Here is a 16,579-nt window from a genome sequence, read left to right on the forward strand (position 1 = left end):
GTGGTCGTACCGGGCAGGGAGCGCCGCCCTCAGCCCGAGGGAGACGTGGTCTCGGGGAGGAAGCCGCGGGCGCGGAGGAAGGCGGTGCAGGCGGTGGTCCACTCCCCCGCCGGGTGGTCTTCGGCCAGTCCCAGGCCGTGCCGGCCGGTTTCGTAGATGTGGAGGGTGAAGGGGATCCGGTGGCGGGCGAGGGCTTGGGCGACGAGGGTCGAGTGGATGGGGCTGACGGAGGTGTCTTCGGCGGTGTGCCACAGGAAGGTGGGCGGGGTGGCGGCGGTGACGCGGTTCTCGAGGGAGAGGTCGCGCAGGGCGGCGGGGTCGGGGTCGGGGCCGAGCAGGTTGGTGACGGAGCCCTGGTGCGGGAGCTCCAGCAGGCTCGCCACGGGGTAGCACAGGACGGCCGTGTCGGGGCGGTCGTCCCGGTCGGTGGCGAGCAGGCCTGCGAGGTGGCCTCCGGCGGAGAAGCCGAGCACCCCGATCCGGCCGGGGTCGATGCCCAGGGGGCCGGCGTTCTCGCGCAGGTGGCGCAGGGCGTTGCGGGCGTCCTGGAGGGGGGCCGGGTGGCGGTGGGGCGCGACCCGGTAGCGCAGGACGAAGGCCGAGACGCCCAGCCGGTTCAGCCACTGCGCGACGGGAGCGCCTTCGTGTTCGGCGAGGTGGGCGTAGCCGCCTCCGGGCAGGACGAGCATCGCCGCGGTCCGGCCCGCCCGGTTGGAGGCGGGGAAGGGGTGCAGGACCGCTCCGTCGCCGAGCTGGACGGCGTGGTTCATGGATCGCCTTTCGGTTCGGGGGCCGGTGGTGCCGCCGGGCCCGTGACCGTGGTCCGGCGGCACCGTGCTCAGCCCTGGGAGGGCTGCTCCAGGATGCCGTTGCGGCGGCGGGGCAGCTTCCACGGGTTGCCGTCGCGCAGGGCGGGTGGCAGGAGGGCGGGCGGGCAGTTCTGGTAGGTGACGGGCCGCAGGAACCGGAAGATGGCGGCGGCGCCGACCGAGGTGGTGGTGGGGGCGGTGGTGGCCGGGTAGGGGCCGCCGTGCTGCTGGGCCCAGCCGACGGTGACGCCGGTGGGGTAGGCGTCGAAGACGAGGCGGCCGGCGCGGTCGCGGGCCAGGGCGACCAGGCGGTTGGCGAGTTCCTCCTCCTCCGGGGCGCTGTGCAGGGTCATCGTCAGGGAGCCGGAGGCGGCGGACAGCGCCGCGGCGAGGTCGTCCTCGCCGGAGTACTCCAGGATCACGGTCAGGGGCCCGAAGCACTCCTCCAGCAGGAGCGCGGAGGAGCCCAGGAGCGAGACGGGTCCGGCGAGCAGGCGGGCGGTGACCTGGCGGCCCTCTCCCGCCAGGCCGGTCGCGACGGTGCGCAGGCCGGGGACGGCCTCGCGTTCGGCGGCGCCCGCGGTGAACCCCTCGCGGATGGAGTCGCCGAGCAGCGTCTGGGGGCCGAGGGCGGTGAAGTGCCCGGCCATCGCCTCGGCCAGACCGGACCCCTCGGGCGCCAGCACGAGGCCGGGCTTGACGCAGAACTGGCCCGCGCCGAGCGTCGCGGACGCCGACAGGCCCGCCGCGATCTCCTCCAGCCGTGCCTTCGCCGCGCCGGGGGTGATCACGAGGGGGTTGAGGCTGCCGAGCTCGCCGTAGAAGGGGATCGGCTCCGGCCGCGCCATGGCGAGGTCGTGCAGGTAGCGGCCTCCGGAGACCGAGCCGGTGAACCCGATGGCCTTCACCCGCGGGTCCTGCACCAGGACGGTGCCCGCCTCGCGTCCGTGCACGAGCTGGACGACGTCCTCGGGGAATCCGGCGGCGACGGCGCCCGCCCGCAGGGCCTGGAGCGTCAGGACCGAGGTGTCGGGATGGAGGGAGTGCGCTTTGACGACGACCGGACAGCCCGCGGCCAGCGCGCTGGCGGTGTCGCCGCCGCCGACGCTGAAGGCGAACGGGAAGTTGCTGGCGGAGAAGACCCCCACGACGCCGAGCGGGATGTTCATCCGGCGCAGGTCGGGCTTGGGCGGCGCGGAGGCGGGGTCCGCGGAGTCGAGGCGGACGTCCAGGAAGGACCCTTCGCGCAGCACCTCGGCGAACAGGCGGAGCTGGCCGCTGGTGCGTGCGACCTCGCCGGTCAGCCTCGCTTCGCCGAGGGCGGTCTCGGCGTCGGAGACGGCGACCAGTTCGCCGGTCCGGGCGTCGAGCGCGTCGGCCATGGCCTCCAGCAGAGAGGCGCGGCCCTGCGGTCCGGCCTCGTCGAGGACGGGCAGCAGGGCGTGGGCGCGGCGGCAGGCCGCGCCGACCTCTTCGGGCGTCGTGCTCGCGTACTCGGCGCGGCGCTCGCCGGAGCGGGCGTCGATGCTCCAGACGGTCACGTGTTTCCTCCAGGTCGGTGGGCGGTGAGGGTCATGAGGTCGTGAGCTCCGTGATGAGGGCGAAGGCCCGTCCGGTGGTGAGCCGGCCGTCGGCGACCACCACGGTGACCGCGCGTTCCAGCCGGTCGGGGACGATCAGCGGTTCCGCCCAGGCCAGGGCCGGTCCGACGCCCGGGTATTCGGCGACGCGCACGAACCACGGGTCGAGCCCGAGGGTCTGCGCGAACAGCAGGCTCCAGTCGTCGGAGACCAGCGCCAGCCACGACGTGGAGCTGCCGTGCACGGCCTGCTCGCCGGAGGCCTCGGCGGTGAAGACGTCCAGCCCGGCGGAGTCCTTGGGCGCCCGCCAGAAGAACCCGCCGTAACCCGCGCCGGCACGGCCTTTGCACGCCGAGCTCTGGATCGACAGCGGTTCGCCGGTGCGGTTGTGCAGGGTGAAGGCGAAGTCCAGCGCCCACGCGCCGGTCAGGGAGCGGGCCGTGAGGGTGCGTTCTTCGGCGGCCAGGACGGTGCCGTCCGGGCCGGTCCACTCCAGGCGCTCGGTGTGGCCGCCGTCCACGGGGCGCAGCGACCGGCGCCGCTGCCGTCCGTGGTTGGGCAGGATCCTCGGCCCGACGCCGGACACGTAGGTGGAGCCGCCCCAGAAGTTGACGCTGTTGACGTCGGCGATCGCCACGCCTGCCCCGAAGTGGTGCACGTGGTCGTCCGGTTGGCATTCGGTGACGACGGTCCCGCCGAGCGTCCGGACCGGGTGCAGATGGGGCCGGGGGGCGTCCGTCGCCTGGAGGTCGCCCCGCTGGACGTAGGTGGCGACCTCCTGGGAGCCGGCGTGCAGGTGGGTCTCCGGCCAGGCGTCCGGCTGCGGCCCGAGGCTGCCGGGGAAGCCGAGTTCCGAGAGCGTCTTCAGCTCGGCTGCGGCCCGCACGGCCAGGCCGTCGATGCCGGGCAGCACCAGCCGGGACGGCTCGGTGCGCGCCCCCTCGACGGGCAGCGGATCGGGGGCGCGCCGGATCTCGTCGAGCAGCCGGGTGAAACCGCCGGTCCGCGCCAGCGGCACCAGCAGCTCCTCCCCCTCCCGGATGTGCGCCAGGAGGTTGCCGAGCAGGTCCGTCCGGTCGAAGCCGGTGCGGACGCCGTCCACCTCGATCTCGTCGAGGGTGTAGAACAGCCGGGCCGAACGCGTCTCGCCGTGCAGGTGCAGGTAGGGCTCGGTGCGGCGATCGGAGCACAGGCTCACGGTGATCGCGATGACGGTCCCGTCGGCGAGCCGGATCCGGGCGCTGGAGGTGTCGTCGGACTCGATGCCGTTGGCCCGGTACAACTCCAGCTCGATCCCCTCGATCGAGGAGACCTCGTCGGCTCCGGCGACCGCCAGCGCGGTGGCGGTCGCGTGCGCGAACGGGTTGGTCAGCGCGCCGTCCATGACGTCCACGCCGTCCAGCCGCCGGCGGCCCGCCCAGGGCGCGCGGGAGTAGTAGGCGAACGGGCGCGTCCAGGCTCCGGCGACGCCGATGCCGCGGATCGGTTCGCCCAGCAGTTCCGCGGCTGCGGGGATGGCGGCCGAGCCGAGCGACTGGAAGCCGACCTGACAGGCCAGTCCGGTCTCGGCGACCGCGGCGGAGATCCGCTCGAACTCCTCGACCGACGGTGCGGGCGGCTTCTCCAGCAGCACGTGCGCCCCGGCGTGCAGGGCCGCGACGGCCAGCGGCGCGTGCGTGTGGATCGGCGTCGCGATCACCGCGACCTCCGCGCCGGTTTCGGCGATCAGTGCCGGCAGGTCCGCCGACGACGGCACGTCCAGGCCGGGTGACGGCCGGGTGTCGCAGACGCCGACGAGTTCGGCCGCGGCGAGCCGCCGGATGTTCTCCAGGTGGTGGCGTCCGTACCCGTGGATCCCGGCGACCACCACGCGCACGGGTTTCATGCCGTCCACCTCGTCGGCGCCCCGGTGGCGCGCAGCTCCGCCCCGGTGATCTCCACCGGGGACGGTGCGGCGAGCAGTCCCAGCTCGGTCAACGTGGCGTCCTCCACTCTTTCCACCATCGCGGGATGGTGCAGCGCCAGGGCGAGCTGGCCCGACAGCTCGGTGAGCAGGTGCGGGTAGACGGGGACGTCGAACACGCGGGCCAGTTCGGCGATCCGCAGGAACGGCGTGATCCCGCCGACGCGCACGAGGTTCGGCTGGACGACGTCGCAGGCCCCGGCGGCGAGCAGGTCGCGGAAGCCGTGCGCGGTGGCGACGTTCTCGCCGACCGCGATCGGGACGCCGGTGCCGCGCCGCAGCTCCACGTGGGCGGCGAGGTCGTCGGCGGGCAGCGGCTCCTCGATCCAGAACAGGTCGTAGCCTTCCAGGGCCCGCAGCGCGGTGCGGGCGCGGTGCAGGTCCCACCGCTGGTTGGCGTCGGCCATCAGCAGCCGGTCGGGGCCGATCACCTCGCGGACCGCCGCGACCCGTGCGACGTCCTCGGCGAGGGAGGGCCGCCCGACCTTGATCTTGACGGCGGTGTGCCCGGCGGCCACCCACCGCTCGGCCTGCGCGCGCAGCTCCTCGAGCGGGTAGTGGAGATTGACGCCGCTGCCGTAGACGGGGACGCTCGCGCGCCGCGCGCCGAGGACGTCCGCCAGGGGGCGCTCGCCGCAGCGCAGGTCCCACAGCGCGAGGTCGACCCCGGCCATGGCGATCGGCACGATCCCGGCACGCCCGGCCTCGCCGAGGTGCGCCGACAGCCGGTCCCAGACGAGTTCGGGGTGCGGGGGCAGGCCGGTCACCGCGTCGCGGATGTCGTGTTCGAGCAGGGCTTTGACCGCCTGGGCGCCGATCTGCGGCGTCCAGGCCAGGCCGGTGCCGCGCCGCCCGTCCTCCAGGGTGAGCGTGACGAGCAGCGCGTGGTTGCAGGGCACGTCCGCGCCCCACGGCCGGGCCAGGGGCACCGACCGCAGGACGACGGCAAGATCCTTGATCACGGGGCCACCAGGGCGAGTCCCGACTTGATGAGCGCCTCGAGTTCGGCCTCGTGCTCGGGTGAGACGGGCACCAGCGGCGGCCGGGGCCCGCCGGCGTCCAGGCCGCGCAGCCGCACCCCGGCCTTGACCAGCGACACCGCGTAGCCGGGGACCTTGGAGCGCAGTTCCACCAGCGGCGCGTAGAACTCGGGGATCAATCGCTCGTCGCCGTTCAGGTAGGCCTTGGCGATCTCGGGCGCGAAGCAGAACACGGCGCTGGAGTACAGGTCGACGCCGATCGCCCGGTAGGCGGGCTGGGTCAGCTCGGCGTTCGGCAGCCCGTTGAAGAACAGGAAGTCCTCGCGGACCTTGCGGACGGCCAGCACGATGCGCTGCATGCGGTCGATGTCGCCGAGGCCGTCCTTCAGCCCGATGACGCCGGGGATCGCGGCCAGCTCGACCGCCGTCGCGGGGTCGAGGGCGATCGGACCGCGCTGGTAGATGATGACGGGCAGCTCGGCGGCGATGGCCCGCACGTAGTCGGCGAATCCGGGCCCTTGGACGAGGTAGGGCGGCATGAGCAGCAGTCCGTCGGCGCCTGCCTCGCGGGCGGCGCGCGCCTGGGCGAGCGCGGCTCCGAACGGCCCGCCCGCTCCGGCGAACACCGGGACGGCGCCGTTCGCCGTCTCGACCGCGATCCGGACGGCCTGGGCGTGCTCGGCCTCCGACAGGGCGGTGAACTCACCGGTCCCGCAGGCGACGAACACGCCGCCGGGCCCGTGTTCGAGGCCTCGGCGGATGTGTTCGGCCAGCAGGTCCGGCACGAGTTCCCCGTCGCGGCCGAAGGGGGTGACGGGGAAGAAGAGAACGCCTTCGAGGTTCATGTTCGGTGCTTCCTTCGAAGAGGGGGCGGCGGTCAGGAGAGTTCGGTGCGCCAGCTGCGCTTGGCGGTCCAGCCGAGCAGCCGTTCGGCCTTGGCGCTGGAGAACGCGGGGGCGGTGCCGGTCAGGCGGTCGGCGAAGCCCTCGGTCCCGGGCATCGCGGCGGGCAGCAGCTCGGCGAGCGGTTCGCGCGCCAGGGCGTCGGCGGCCCCGGCGAAGAAGACCTCGCCGTTGGTCTCCAGCAGCGGGAGCCTGGCCAGCAGCGTGTCGACGAAGTCGCCGGCGTCGCGGGCGTCGAGGTAGTTGAACAGGGAGACGCCGCCGATCTCGGGACGGTCGAGCCGCTCGGCGATGGTGTGCCCGGACTGGGTGGGCGCGCCCTCCCACTCTTCGGGCGCGACGACGAAGCAGGGCCGGAACGCGGCCATCCGGGTGGTCGGGCAGGCCCTGGCGAAGGAGCGCATGGTCTGCTCGGCCACGAGCTTGGACAGGTTGTAGGCGTTCCAGGGTTCGGCCGGGTGGTCCTCGTCGAGCGGCAGGTAGGCGGGCGTCCAGCCGCCGGGGGCGCCGTACCCGATCACCGTGGGGCTGCTGGCGATGATGAGCTTTCCCACGCCCAGGGCGGTGGAGGCGGCGCAGACGTTGAAGGCGAGCTGGGTGTTGACGCGGAAGGTGGTGGCCTCGGAGCGGCTGAACGGCACCGCGATGGCGGCGAGGTGCACCACCGCGTCGGGCCGGAACCGAGCGATCACCGAGTGCGCCTCGCCGAGGTCGGTGAGGTCGGCGGGCAGGACCGCGGCCGCCTCGCGCGGGCTGCCCGGCGCGGTGTCCACGCCGATCACCTCGTGGCCGGCCTGCGCGAGCGAGACGACCACGCTGCGGCCGAGGCGGCCCGCGCTTCCGGTGACGAGCACTCTGCTCACCGTGTGGGCTCCTTCCGAAGATTGCAATCAGTTGCAGTAAACCATTGCGCCAAAAGAGGGGAGGCGTCAAGTGACCGTGGTCAATCACCAGCAACCGATCTCAAAACGCTTGATGGGCCTGCAAACGGTTGCGTTAGGGTGTGCGGCATGTCAGTCACCATTCGGGACGTCGCCCAGGCCTCAGGCGTCCACGTGTCGACGGTCTCCCGCACCTTCTCGGCACCCCATCTGGTCAACGCCGAGACACGGACCCGGGTGCTGGCGACGGCCGACGAGCTCGGCTACCGGCCCAACAGGGCGGCCCGCTCGCTCACCACGGGCCGCACCGGCAACATCGGGCTGATCGTGGCGGACCTGGCCAACCCGTTCTTCCCGCCGCTGATCAAGGCGGCGCAGGCCGCGGCGCGCCGCCAGGACTACCACCTGTTCGTGGCCGACACCGACGAGGACCCCACCGAGGAGGAGGACCTCGTGCTGGCCTTCTCCAAACAGGTGGACGGCATCGTGCTGTGCAGCCCCCGGCTGTCGAACAAGGCGCTGGAGAAGCTCGCCAAGAACGTCCCGTTCGTCCTGGTCAACCGGCGGATCCGCGGGCTGGCCACGGTCGTGATGGACGTGGCCCAGGGCGCCCGCGCCGCCATGGAGCACCTCAAGGAGCTCGGCCACCGGCGCGTCGCCCTGGTGACGGGCCCGGCAGGCTCGTGGACCAGCGGCGAGATCCGCAGGGCCGTCTCGGAGGTCCCCGGCATGGAGACCGTCGTCATCGGCCCCAACTCCCCCACCGCCAAAGGCGGCATCGCCGCGGCCGGCCAGGTCGTCGAGGCGGAGGTGACCGGCGTGCTCGCCTACAACGACCTCCTCGCCATCGGCCTCATCGAAGGGCTGGGCGAACTCGGCGTCGGCGTCCCGCAGGACGTCAGCGTGATCGGCTTCGACGACAGCATCACCGGCCGCCTGCACCGGCCCAAACTCACCACGGTCGCGATGCCCACGGGCGACGCCGGCCGGATGGCGGTCGACCTGCTCATCCAGTCGATGAGCGCGGCGACCGTTCTGGAGACCCACCTGGTGGTCCGCGAGTCCACCGCACCCCCGAAAGGAGTCTCATGAGCGTCGATCCCGCCCAGCGCGAGGACGTTCTCTTCGGTGTCGCCCCCGGCGGCGAGCCGGTCGAACGGCACGTGCTCGACAACGGGCGGCTGCGCGTCGCCGTCCTCAGCTACGGAGCGACCATCCAGCGGCTGGAGGTCGCCGACGGCACCGACGTGGTGCTCGGCCTCGACACCCTGGACGACTACCTGCACCGCAGCCGCTACTTCGGAGCGGTCGTCGGCCGCTACGGCAACCGCATAGCCCGCGGCAGGTTCACCCTCGACGGGAGGGAGCACCGGCTGGCGGTCAACAACGGGGAGCACAGCCTGCACGGCGGAGTCCGCGGCTTCGACAAACGGGTGTGGCGGGTGGAGGAGGCGGGACCGCAGGAGATCACGCTGAGCCTGCTCAGCCCGGACGGCGAGGAGGGCTACCCCGGCACCCTGCGGGCCGCCGTCCGCTACGTCCTGGACGGGGACGCGCTGCGGCTGGAGTACCGGGCGGCCACCGACGCGCCCACCGTCGTCAACCTGACCAACCACTCCTACTTCAACCTCGCCGGCTCGGGCGACGTGCGCGGGCACGTCGTGACGATCGAAGCCGACCGCTACCTGCCCGTCGACGAGGGCAAGATCCCCACCGGGGAACTGGCGCCCGTGGCGGGCACCCCGTTCGACTTCACCCGCCCCGCCCGGGTCGACGCGCGTCTCGGCGGCCGCTACGACCACTGCTTCGTGCTGCGGGGCGGGATGACGGTGAGCGATCCCGGCAGCGGCCGGACGATGACCGTCACCACCACCGAACCGGGCGTGCAGTTCTACACCGGGCACATGCTCGACGGCGCCGCCACGCCCTACGGACCGTTCGCGGGACTGTGCCTGGAGACCCAGCGCTTCCCCGACTCCCCCAACCGGCCCGGATTCCCTTCGACGGTGCTGCGCCCCGGCGAGGAGTACACCTCGACCACGACCTACCTGTTCTCGACGGGATCCGCCTGACGGAGCCCTGAACAGCGGGAACGCGACCGCAACCCGTCGCAGTCCACCGCCGACCGGCAGGAGCCGGCCGGCGGTCCGGCATTGCCGCGCTCCGGGGGGTGAAACAGCCCCGCCACCTGCTGTTCTTCGCCTGGAACCCGCCTCGGCGGAACCGAGCACAGGCCGCGACTTCACTGCAATCGGTTGTACTAACGCGTGATGCGGAGAGTTTTTTCTGCTGCGTCCGCAACCGGGCTCATGCCGCTTGACCTGGCTGTTCACCAAGCGGTAGGTCGGGAGCCCGTGAGCCAGCTCACTGCAAAGGGTTGACGTCATCTTCGGCGAAGCTATAGGAAGAGCGCTATCCCATCCACCGACTCCCCGAAGGGCCAGTGATGACGCTGAGTCCCCTCACGGCGAGGAAGGCCGAAGCACCGGTCACGCTCCCCGAAAAGGCGGGCGCCTCCCGCCCCGGACGCCGCAGGAGCTCACACAGCCGATCGCAGGCGCGCGCGGCCTACCTGTTCCTGGCCCCCTGGTTCATCGGCCTGCTCGCCATCACCCTCGGGCCGATGATCGCCTCGCTCTACCTGTCGTTCACCGACTACAGCATGCTGAGCGAGGCGCACTGGGTCGGCCTCGACAACTACGAGAAGATGTTCACCGAGGACGACCGGTTCCTCACCTCGCTGAAGGTGACGACCGTCTACGTCGTGGTGTCCGTGCCGCTGCAGCTGGCCTTCGCGCTGGCGCTGGCGCTCGTGCTCGACAGGGGCCTGCGCGGCCTGCCGTTCTACCGCTCGGTCTTCTACCTGCCGTCGCTGCTCGGCGGCAGCGTGGCGATCTCGATCCTGTGGCGGAAGATCTTCGGCACGGACGGCATCGTCAACTCGGTCCTCGGCCTGTTCGGCTACGAGGGCCAGGGCTGGGTGACCAGCCCCGACACCGCGCTGTGGACGCTGATCATCCTGCACGTCTGGACGTTCGGCGCCCCGATGGTCATCTTCCTCGCCGGCCTGCGGCAGATCCCGCAGAGCCTCTACGAGGCGGCCTCGGTCGACGGCGCGGGACCGCTGCGCAAGTTCCGCTCGATCACCCTGCCGCTGCTCACCCCGATCATCTTCTTCAACCTGGTGCTGGAGGTGATCAAGTCGTTCCAGTCCTTCACCCAGTCGTTCATCGTCAGCGGCGGCAACGGCGGACCGGTCGACTCGACCCTCTTCTACACGCTCTACCTCTACATCAAGGGCTTCAAGAACTACGAGATGGGCTACGCGGCCGGCATGGCCTGGGTGCTGCTGCTCATCATCGGAGCCCTGACCGCCGTCAACTTCCTCATGTCTCGATTCTGGGTCTTCTATGGCGACGACGACAAGTAAGCGGGTGCCGGTCCTCTTCCGGCCCGCTCCGCGCCTGTTCAGGCATCTGCTGCTCATCGCCTTCGGGCTCTTCATGCTCTACCCGCTGCTGTGGATGGTCTCCAGCTCCATCAAGCCCGAAGAGCTGATCTTCCGGGAGCCGGGGCTGGTGCCGACGGAGGTGACGACCGAGAACTACAGCCAGGGCTGGGACGCGCTCAAGCACTCCTTCGGCTACTACCTGTGGAACTCCGCCGTCATCACCGGCCTGGCCGTGGTCGGCAACCTGCTGGCCTGCTCGCTGGCGGCCTACGCCTTCGCGCGGCTGGAGTTCCCGCTGAAGAAGGTGTGGTTCGCGGTCATGCTCGGCTCGATCATGCTGCCGCACCACGTCACGGTCGTGCCGCAGTACATCATGTTCGCCAAGTTCGACTGGATCAACACGATCTGGCCGATCGTCGCGCCGAAGTTCCTCGCCACCGACGCGTTCTTCATCTTCCTGATGGTGCAGTTCATCCGCACCCTCCCCCGGGAACTCGACGAGGCCGCGGCGATCGACGGCGCCGGCCACTGGCGCACGTTCTCCCGGGTGATCATGCCGCTGTGCGTCCCGGCGCTGGCGACCACCGCGATCTTCACGTTCATCTGGACGTGGAACGACTTCTTCACCCAGAACCTCTACCTGACCGACTCCGACAACCTCACCGTCCCCGTCGCGCTCAGGCAGTTCATGGACTCCAGCGGCGAATCCTCCTGGGGTCCGCTGTTCGCGATGTCGCTCATCTCGCTCGGCCCGATCTTCGGATTCTTCCTCGCGGGCCAGAAGTACCTCGTCCAGGGCATGGCGACCACCGGCCTGAAGTAGCACCCTCCGCTTTCCCCCACCCCCCCACCCCCCCAGGAGGTATCCCTGTGAAGCGCATTCTGGCGGCCACCGCCGCCACCCTGATGGCGGCCTCGCTCACCGCGTGCGGCGGCGACGACGGCGGCGGCTCCGACGGCAGGACCACGGTCGTGTTCTCCTACTGGGGCAGCGACGCGCGGCAGCAGCTGACCGAGACGGCCATCTCCAAGTTCGAGGAGAAGAACCCGACGATCGACGTCGAGGGCGACTTCTCCGACTGGGACAGCTACTACGAGAAGCTCGCCACCAAGACCGCGGCCGGCGACGCCCCGGACGTGATGTCCATCGAGATCCGCGGCCTGGCCGAGTACTCCGGCCGCGGCATCCTCGCCGACCTCGCGGGCAAGGTCGACACCGCGAAGCTCGACCAGGACGTGCTCAAGGCGGGCCAGGTCGACGGCAGGCAGTTCGCCATCCCCACCGGCGTCAACGCCTTCCCGATGATCGTCAACAAGGCCACGGTGGAGAAGGCCGGGAAGAAGGTCCCGGACGACAAGGCCTGGACCTGGGACGACTACATCGCGCTCGCCCAGAGCATCACCACCGAGACCGACGGCGAGGTCTGGGGCACCGAGTGGAACCGCAACCCCGCCTTCCTGGAGATCTTCGCCCGCCAGCGCGGCGAGGAGTTCTACAAGGACGGCAAGATCGGGCTCTCGGAGCAGACCATCAAGGACTGGTGGGCCCTCCTGCAGAAGATCTCCGCCACCAAGGCCGGCCCTGACGCCGCCCAGATGAACGAGACCGGCACCAAGGTCGACCAGGCCCTGCTCGCCACCAACAAGAGCGCGTTCGGCAGCTGGTGGAGCAACCAGCTCACCGCGCTGAGCAAGGGCTCCGGCCAGGAACTCGACCTGCTGCGCATGCCCAAGGCCCCTGGCGCGGCCACCGGCGGCATGTTCCTCCAGCCCGCCATGTACTACACGCTCTCGGCCAAGTCCGAGAACGCCGAGGCCGCCCAGAAGTTCGTCGACTTCCTGGTCAACGACCCCGACGCCGCCGCGATCCTGCTCAGCGACCGGGGCCTGCCGACCAACAGCGAGGTCGTCGCCGCGGTCAAGGACAAGCTGTCCCCGGCCGACCAGAAGGTGCTGGCCTTCATCGAGTCCGTCAGGAGCGAGCTGAGCACCGCAGCGGTCCCGCCGAAGGGCGCCATGGAGATGGAGGACGTCCTCATCCGCGCCACCGACTCGGTCCTGTTCGACAAGGCCTCCCCCGACGACGCCGCCAAGACCTTCATCAGCGAGGCCAACTCCGCCCTCTCCCAGTAAGCCGCATCCGCTGACGTGCCGTACGGCCCGCCACGGGCCGTACGGCACGTCTCTTCCGCATCCTTCTTGAAGGGGTTCCCGATGCGATACGCCTTCGTCGGCCTCGGCCACCGGGCGCAGATGTACATCGACGCACTGCTCGGGCAGTGGAGCGACACCGGCGAGATCGTCGCCCTCTGCGACGCCAACCGGACCCGGCTCGACTACTACCTCGACCTGATCGGACGAGACGTCCCCTGCTTCGCGCCGGAGAAGTTCGACGAGATGCTCGAGCTCGCGGACGCCATCGTGGTCGCCACCGTCGACGCCGCCCACGCCCGCTACGTCATCGCCGCGCTGGACGCGGGCAAGGACGTCATCTGCGAGAAGCCGCTGTGCACCACCGCCGAGGACTGCGCGGCCATCGTCGAGGCCGCCGAGCGCAGCACGGGCCGGCTCGTCGTCACCTTCAACTACCGCTACTCCCCGCGCAACAGCACGGTCCGGCGGCTGATCGCCGAGGGCGCGATCGGCGACGTCACGTCCGTGCACTTCGAGTGGGTGCTCGACACCATCCACGGCGCCGACTACTTCCGGCGCTGGCACCGCGACAAGGCCAGCTCCGGCGGCCTGCTGGTGCACAAGTCCACGCACCACTTCGACCTGGCCAACTGGTGGCTGGACGACACCGCCCGCTCCGTCTACGCCCAGGCGGCGCTGCGCTTCTACGGGGCCGACAACGCCCGCGCCCGCGGCCTGGACGAACGCCCGGAGCGCGCCCAGGGCGCGCCGGGACTCGGCACCGACCCGTACCTGCTCGACCTGTCGGCCGACCCGAGGCTCAAGCGCCTGTACCTGGACGCCGAGCACGAGGACGGCTACATCCGCGACCAGGACGTGTTCGGCGAGGGCGTGACGATCGACGACAACATGGCCGTCCTCGTCCGCTACGCGCGAGGAGCGCTGCTGACCTACTCCCTCAACGCCCACGGCCCGTTCGAGGGCTACCGGGTGGCGTTCAACGGCACCGGCGGACGGCTGGAACTCGAGGTCGTCGAACGCGCCTGGACACCGCCGCACGCCGCGATCGACCCGACCGCGGCGAGCAAGGAGCACGCCGTCGGCGCCTCCGAGCGGCTCGTGCTGCACCGGCACTGGAGCGAACCGGAGGAGATCGCCATCGACGCGGGCGCGGGCGCGCACGGCGGCGGCGACGCGCTCCTGCTGGACGATGTGTTCCGCGGCGCGGGCGACGACCCGCTGGCCCGGCAGGCGGGGCATCTTGCGGGTGTGGCCAGCGTGATGATCGGCGTCGCGGCCGGTCTGTCGGCCACGAGCGGCGAGCCGGTGCTGCTGGACGACGGCATCCGGCCGGCGGGCTGATGCTGGAGGGCTTCCAGGGCCTGGCGGAGATCGCGGCACGCGGGCGCGTCCTGTTCCCTGCGCCGGGCCCCGGCCTGCGTGCCGCGCTCCGCGACGCCCTCGGCGTCCTCGACCTGTCCGCGGACGGCGTGCGGGTAGAGCGCCGCTGGGTTTCCGCGGACGGGGAGCTCGAGGGCGAGGAGCTTTCGTGGACGGTCGGGTTCGGGCCGCGCACCCGCGCTTACCTGCTGCGGCCCCGCGGCGCCGGGCCGCTCCCCGGAATCGTGGCGATGCACTGCCACGCGGGCATGAAGTGGGCGGGCAAGGAGAAGATCGCCGACGGTCCCGAGGGCCCGTCCACCGAGGTCGTCCGGCTGCGCGGCCAACTGTACGGCGGCCGCGCCTACGCCTGCGACCTGGCCCGGCGCGGCTTCGCCGTCCTGGTCCACGACGTGTTCGCCTGGGGCAGCCGCCGCCTTCCCCTGGCCGCGAACACGCCCGACGACTACGACCGGGCCGCCCGAGAACACGAACACGTCGTGGCGAAGGCATGCACAGTACTCGGGACGTCCTTCGCGGGCGTCCTGGCCTCGGAAGACCTGGCGGCGGCCGCCTACCTGCGCTCGCGTCCCGACGTCACCTCGGTCTCGGCGATCGGCCTGTCGGGCGGCGGAGCGCGGGCCGCGCTGCTGGGAGCCCTCGATCCCGACGTCGCCTCGGTCGTCGTGGCCGCGATGGTCTCCTCGTTCCGCGACCTGCGCGAGGAACACGTGGCCTCCCACTCGTGGATGTTGTTCCCGCCGGGCTTGACCGGCCTCGCCGACTGGCCGCACGTGATCTCCAGCCGCGCTCCCGCACCGCTGCTGGTGCTCTACGCCACGGCCGACCCGCTCTTCCCCATCCAGGGAATGCACCGGGCCCACGAGCAGATCACCGAGACCTACCGAAATGCTCCCCAGGGGTACACCGGCCTGTTCTTCGACGCACCGCACTGCTTCAACGCCCCCATGCAGGAAGCGGCCTTCACCTGGCTCACCGAGAACCAAACACCAGCACACAAGTCTTCCGCGTGAACATGTTGGTACCGTGATCGCCCCGGTGGTCGCGCCGCCGCCGGGGACATCAGCATCAGCACCACCGCGATGATCGAGATCGGGCTGAGCGCCGCGCCGATCACCTCCCCGAGTGCCTGCCGGATCTCCATCTCCGGCATCTACGACGGGTGATAAAATCATTGCAGCAGCGACAATCTGGTCGTTTACGGAGACGAGAGAGGTGAGTTGATGACTGTCGTGGAGACCACCGCCGTGCGCGGTGCCCGGACCATCCTCACTTCCCGGGCCTCGGCCTGACCCTCGCCTGCCCTCCTCCCCATCGGGAGGAGTCCCGGCACGCCTACCGTCCGGCGGGGCCCCTTTCAAGGGTCTCCACGTTGTCTCACCAACACACTTCACGCCATCCTTCTTTTTCTCCTCCTTCGCGCGTCCTGACGCTGGCCGACTACGGCTGGGGCACCGAACGTGAACGTTCCTTCACCCCGTCGCGGGCCGCCGGACGGATTCCGGGCCGCGTGGTGGGAACTGCTGCCGCTCCCCACGGCAGGGTCCTTCTCACCTGGCGGCGGCTCGACAGCTACCACCGGCTCCAGCGCGAGAACGCCCATGCCGCCTCCCGCACCGACGCGCGGCTGCGCGCGGAGCTGGAGCGGCCGAAGAAGCAGGGCGCGCGCCTGCGCCGCGCCATCAAGCGATCCCCGGACTTCAAGGCATGACGGAAAGGAATCTGGTCATGGACCTTCCCCGCATCTTCACCATCCGCGAGAGCGGCCACCGCATCCACAACCCGCTGACCCCGGCCAAGTTCGCGACCCTGGGCGAATCGCTCCGCCTCGCCCCCGGGACGCGGGTGCTCGACCTGGCCAGCGGCTCAGGCGAGATGTTGTGCACCTGGGCGCGCGACCTGGGCTTCACGGGCACGGGCGTGGACATCAGCACGCTCTTCACCGAGCAGGCCCAGACCCGCGCCGTCGAGCTCGGCGTCACCGACCGGGTCGGGTTCGTCCACGGCGACGCCGCCGGCCACGTCGCGGACGAGCCGGTCGACCTGGCCTGCTGCGTCGGCGCCACGTGGATCGGGAACGGCGTCGCCGGAACGGTCGAACTGCTCGACCGCAGCCTCCGCCCCGGCGGCATGATGCTGATCGGCGAGCCCTACTGGCGGCGGACCCCTCCGGACGAGGAGACCGCCAAGGCCTGCCACGCCACCGGCCTGGCCGACTTCCTGCCCCTGCACGGCCTGATCGAGCAGTTCGGCGACCTCGGGTACGACGTCGTGGAGATGATGCTGGCCGACCAGGACAGCTGGGACCGCTACGCCGCGGCCCAGTGGCTCAGCATGCGCCGCTGGCTCGACCAGAACCCCGACGACGAAATGGCCCCCGAGGTGCGGGAGGAACTCGCCGACGAGCCCGCCCGCTACACGCGCTACACGCGTGAGTACCTCGGCTGGGGAGTCTTCGCCCTCATGAAGCGCTGACGCT

The 16,579-nt window shown here is 71.3% G+C and carries 15 protein-coding genes; 9 read left to right on the top strand and 6 right to left on the bottom strand.

The features are described 5' to 3' along the window. Window positions 1-29: 29 nt before the first annotated feature. The 6 genes from C2865_RS26900 to C2865_RS26925 all read right to left on the bottom strand — a co-directional run bounded on the left by C2865_RS26900 (window position 30) and on the right by C2865_RS26925 (window position 7,097). Entirely contained in the window at window positions 30-770 is a 741-nt protein-coding gene (locus C2865_RS26900; protein ID WP_106401391.1) for an alpha/beta hydrolase, read from the bottom strand. A gap of 68 nt (window positions 771-838) precedes the next feature. Then, window positions 839-2,350, bottom strand: coding sequence for an aldehyde dehydrogenase (NADP(+)) (locus tag C2865_RS26905; protein ID WP_106401392.1), 1,512 nt, complete (start codon window positions 2,348-2,350; stop codon window positions 839-841). A gap of 31 nt (window positions 2,351-2,381) precedes the next feature. Beyond that, window positions 2,382-4,274 carry a DUF6807 family protein gene (locus tag C2865_RS26910; protein ID WP_106401834.1) on the bottom strand — a complete coding sequence of 631 codons (1,893 nt, stop codon included), beginning with the start codon at window positions 4,272-4,274 and terminating at the stop codon, window positions 2,382-2,384. After that, window positions 4,271-5,314, bottom strand: coding sequence for a mandelate racemase/muconate lactonizing enzyme family protein (locus C2865_RS26915; protein ID WP_106401393.1), 1,044 nt, complete (start codon window positions 5,312-5,314; stop codon window positions 4,271-4,273). Before C2865_RS26915 ends, C2865_RS26910 begins: the two co-directional genes overlap by 4 nt. After that, on the bottom strand, window positions 5,311-6,213 hold the full coding sequence (locus C2865_RS26920; protein ID WP_269802752.1) for a 5-dehydro-4-deoxyglucarate dehydratase: 903 nt from the start codon (window positions 6,211-6,213) through the stop codon (window positions 5,311-5,313). The genes C2865_RS26915 and C2865_RS26920 overlap by 4 nt, the downstream gene beginning before the upstream one ends. Beyond that, window positions 6,210-7,097 carry an NAD-dependent epimerase/dehydratase family protein gene (locus C2865_RS26925; RefSeq protein ID WP_106401395.1) on the bottom strand — a complete coding sequence of 296 codons (888 nt, stop codon included), beginning with the start codon at window positions 7,095-7,097 and terminating at the stop codon, window positions 6,210-6,212. The genes C2865_RS26920 and C2865_RS26925 overlap by 4 nt, the downstream gene beginning before the upstream one ends. 147 nt (window positions 7,098-7,244) lie before the next feature. On the opposite strand from C2865_RS26925, the gene C2865_RS26930 reads away from it, so the two are divergent. From C2865_RS26930 to C2865_RS26970, 9 genes are all read left to right on the top strand, one after another. Then, window positions 7,245-8,207, top strand: coding sequence for a LacI family DNA-binding transcriptional regulator (locus C2865_RS26930; RefSeq protein ID WP_106401396.1), 963 nt, complete (start codon window positions 7,245-7,247; stop codon window positions 8,205-8,207). After that, a complete protein-coding gene (locus C2865_RS26935; RefSeq protein ID WP_106401397.1) occupies window positions 8,204-9,187 on the top strand; it encodes an aldose epimerase family protein in 984 nt (327 codons plus the stop codon). Before C2865_RS26930 ends, C2865_RS26935 begins: the two co-directional genes overlap by 4 nt. Window positions 9,188-9,561: 374 nt before the next feature. After that, window positions 9,562-10,545 (top strand): carbohydrate ABC transporter permease, encoded by a 984-nt coding sequence (locus C2865_RS26940; protein ID WP_106401398.1) that lies wholly within the window; start codon window positions 9,562-9,564, stop codon window positions 10,543-10,545. Then, window positions 10,526-11,389 carry a carbohydrate ABC transporter permease gene (locus C2865_RS26945; protein ID WP_106401399.1) on the top strand — a complete coding sequence of 288 codons (864 nt, stop codon included), beginning with the start codon at window positions 10,526-10,528 and terminating at the stop codon, window positions 11,387-11,389. The genes C2865_RS26940 and C2865_RS26945 overlap by 20 nt, the downstream gene beginning before the upstream one ends. A gap of 47 nt (window positions 11,390-11,436) precedes the next feature. Next, the gene (locus tag C2865_RS26950) at window positions 11,437-12,699 is read left to right on the top strand and encodes an ABC transporter substrate-binding protein (protein WP_106401400.1); all 1,263 of its coding nucleotides are present in this window, start codon (window positions 11,437-11,439) and stop codon (window positions 12,697-12,699) included. Between the two features lie 81 nt (window positions 12,700-12,780). After that, entirely contained in the window at window positions 12,781-14,061 is a 1,281-nt protein-coding gene (locus C2865_RS26955) for a Gfo/Idh/MocA family protein (RefSeq protein WP_106401401.1), read from the top strand. Further along, window positions 14,061-15,113: a dienelactone hydrolase family protein gene (locus C2865_RS26960; RefSeq protein WP_106401402.1), complete on the top strand. Its 1,053-nt coding sequence runs from the start codon at window positions 14,061-14,063 to the stop codon at window positions 15,111-15,113. The genes C2865_RS26955 and C2865_RS26960 overlap by 1 nt, the downstream gene beginning before the upstream one ends. A gap of 497 nt (window positions 15,114-15,610) precedes the next feature. Next, entirely contained in the window at window positions 15,611-15,811 is a 201-nt protein-coding gene (locus C2865_RS26965; RefSeq protein WP_232835831.1) for a hypothetical protein, read from the top strand. A gap of 17 nt (window positions 15,812-15,828) precedes the next feature. Then, complete coding sequence (locus tag C2865_RS26970; RefSeq protein WP_106401403.1) at window positions 15,829-16,575, top strand: SAM-dependent methyltransferase; 747 nt, start codon at window positions 15,829-15,831, stop codon at window positions 16,573-16,575. Window positions 16,576-16,579 lie beyond the last annotated feature (4 nt).

The sequence above is a fragment of the Actinocorallia populi genome, from assembly GCF_002995495.1.
GTDB lineage: Bacteria > Actinomycetota > Actinomycetes > Streptosporangiales > Streptosporangiaceae > Actinocorallia > Actinocorallia populi.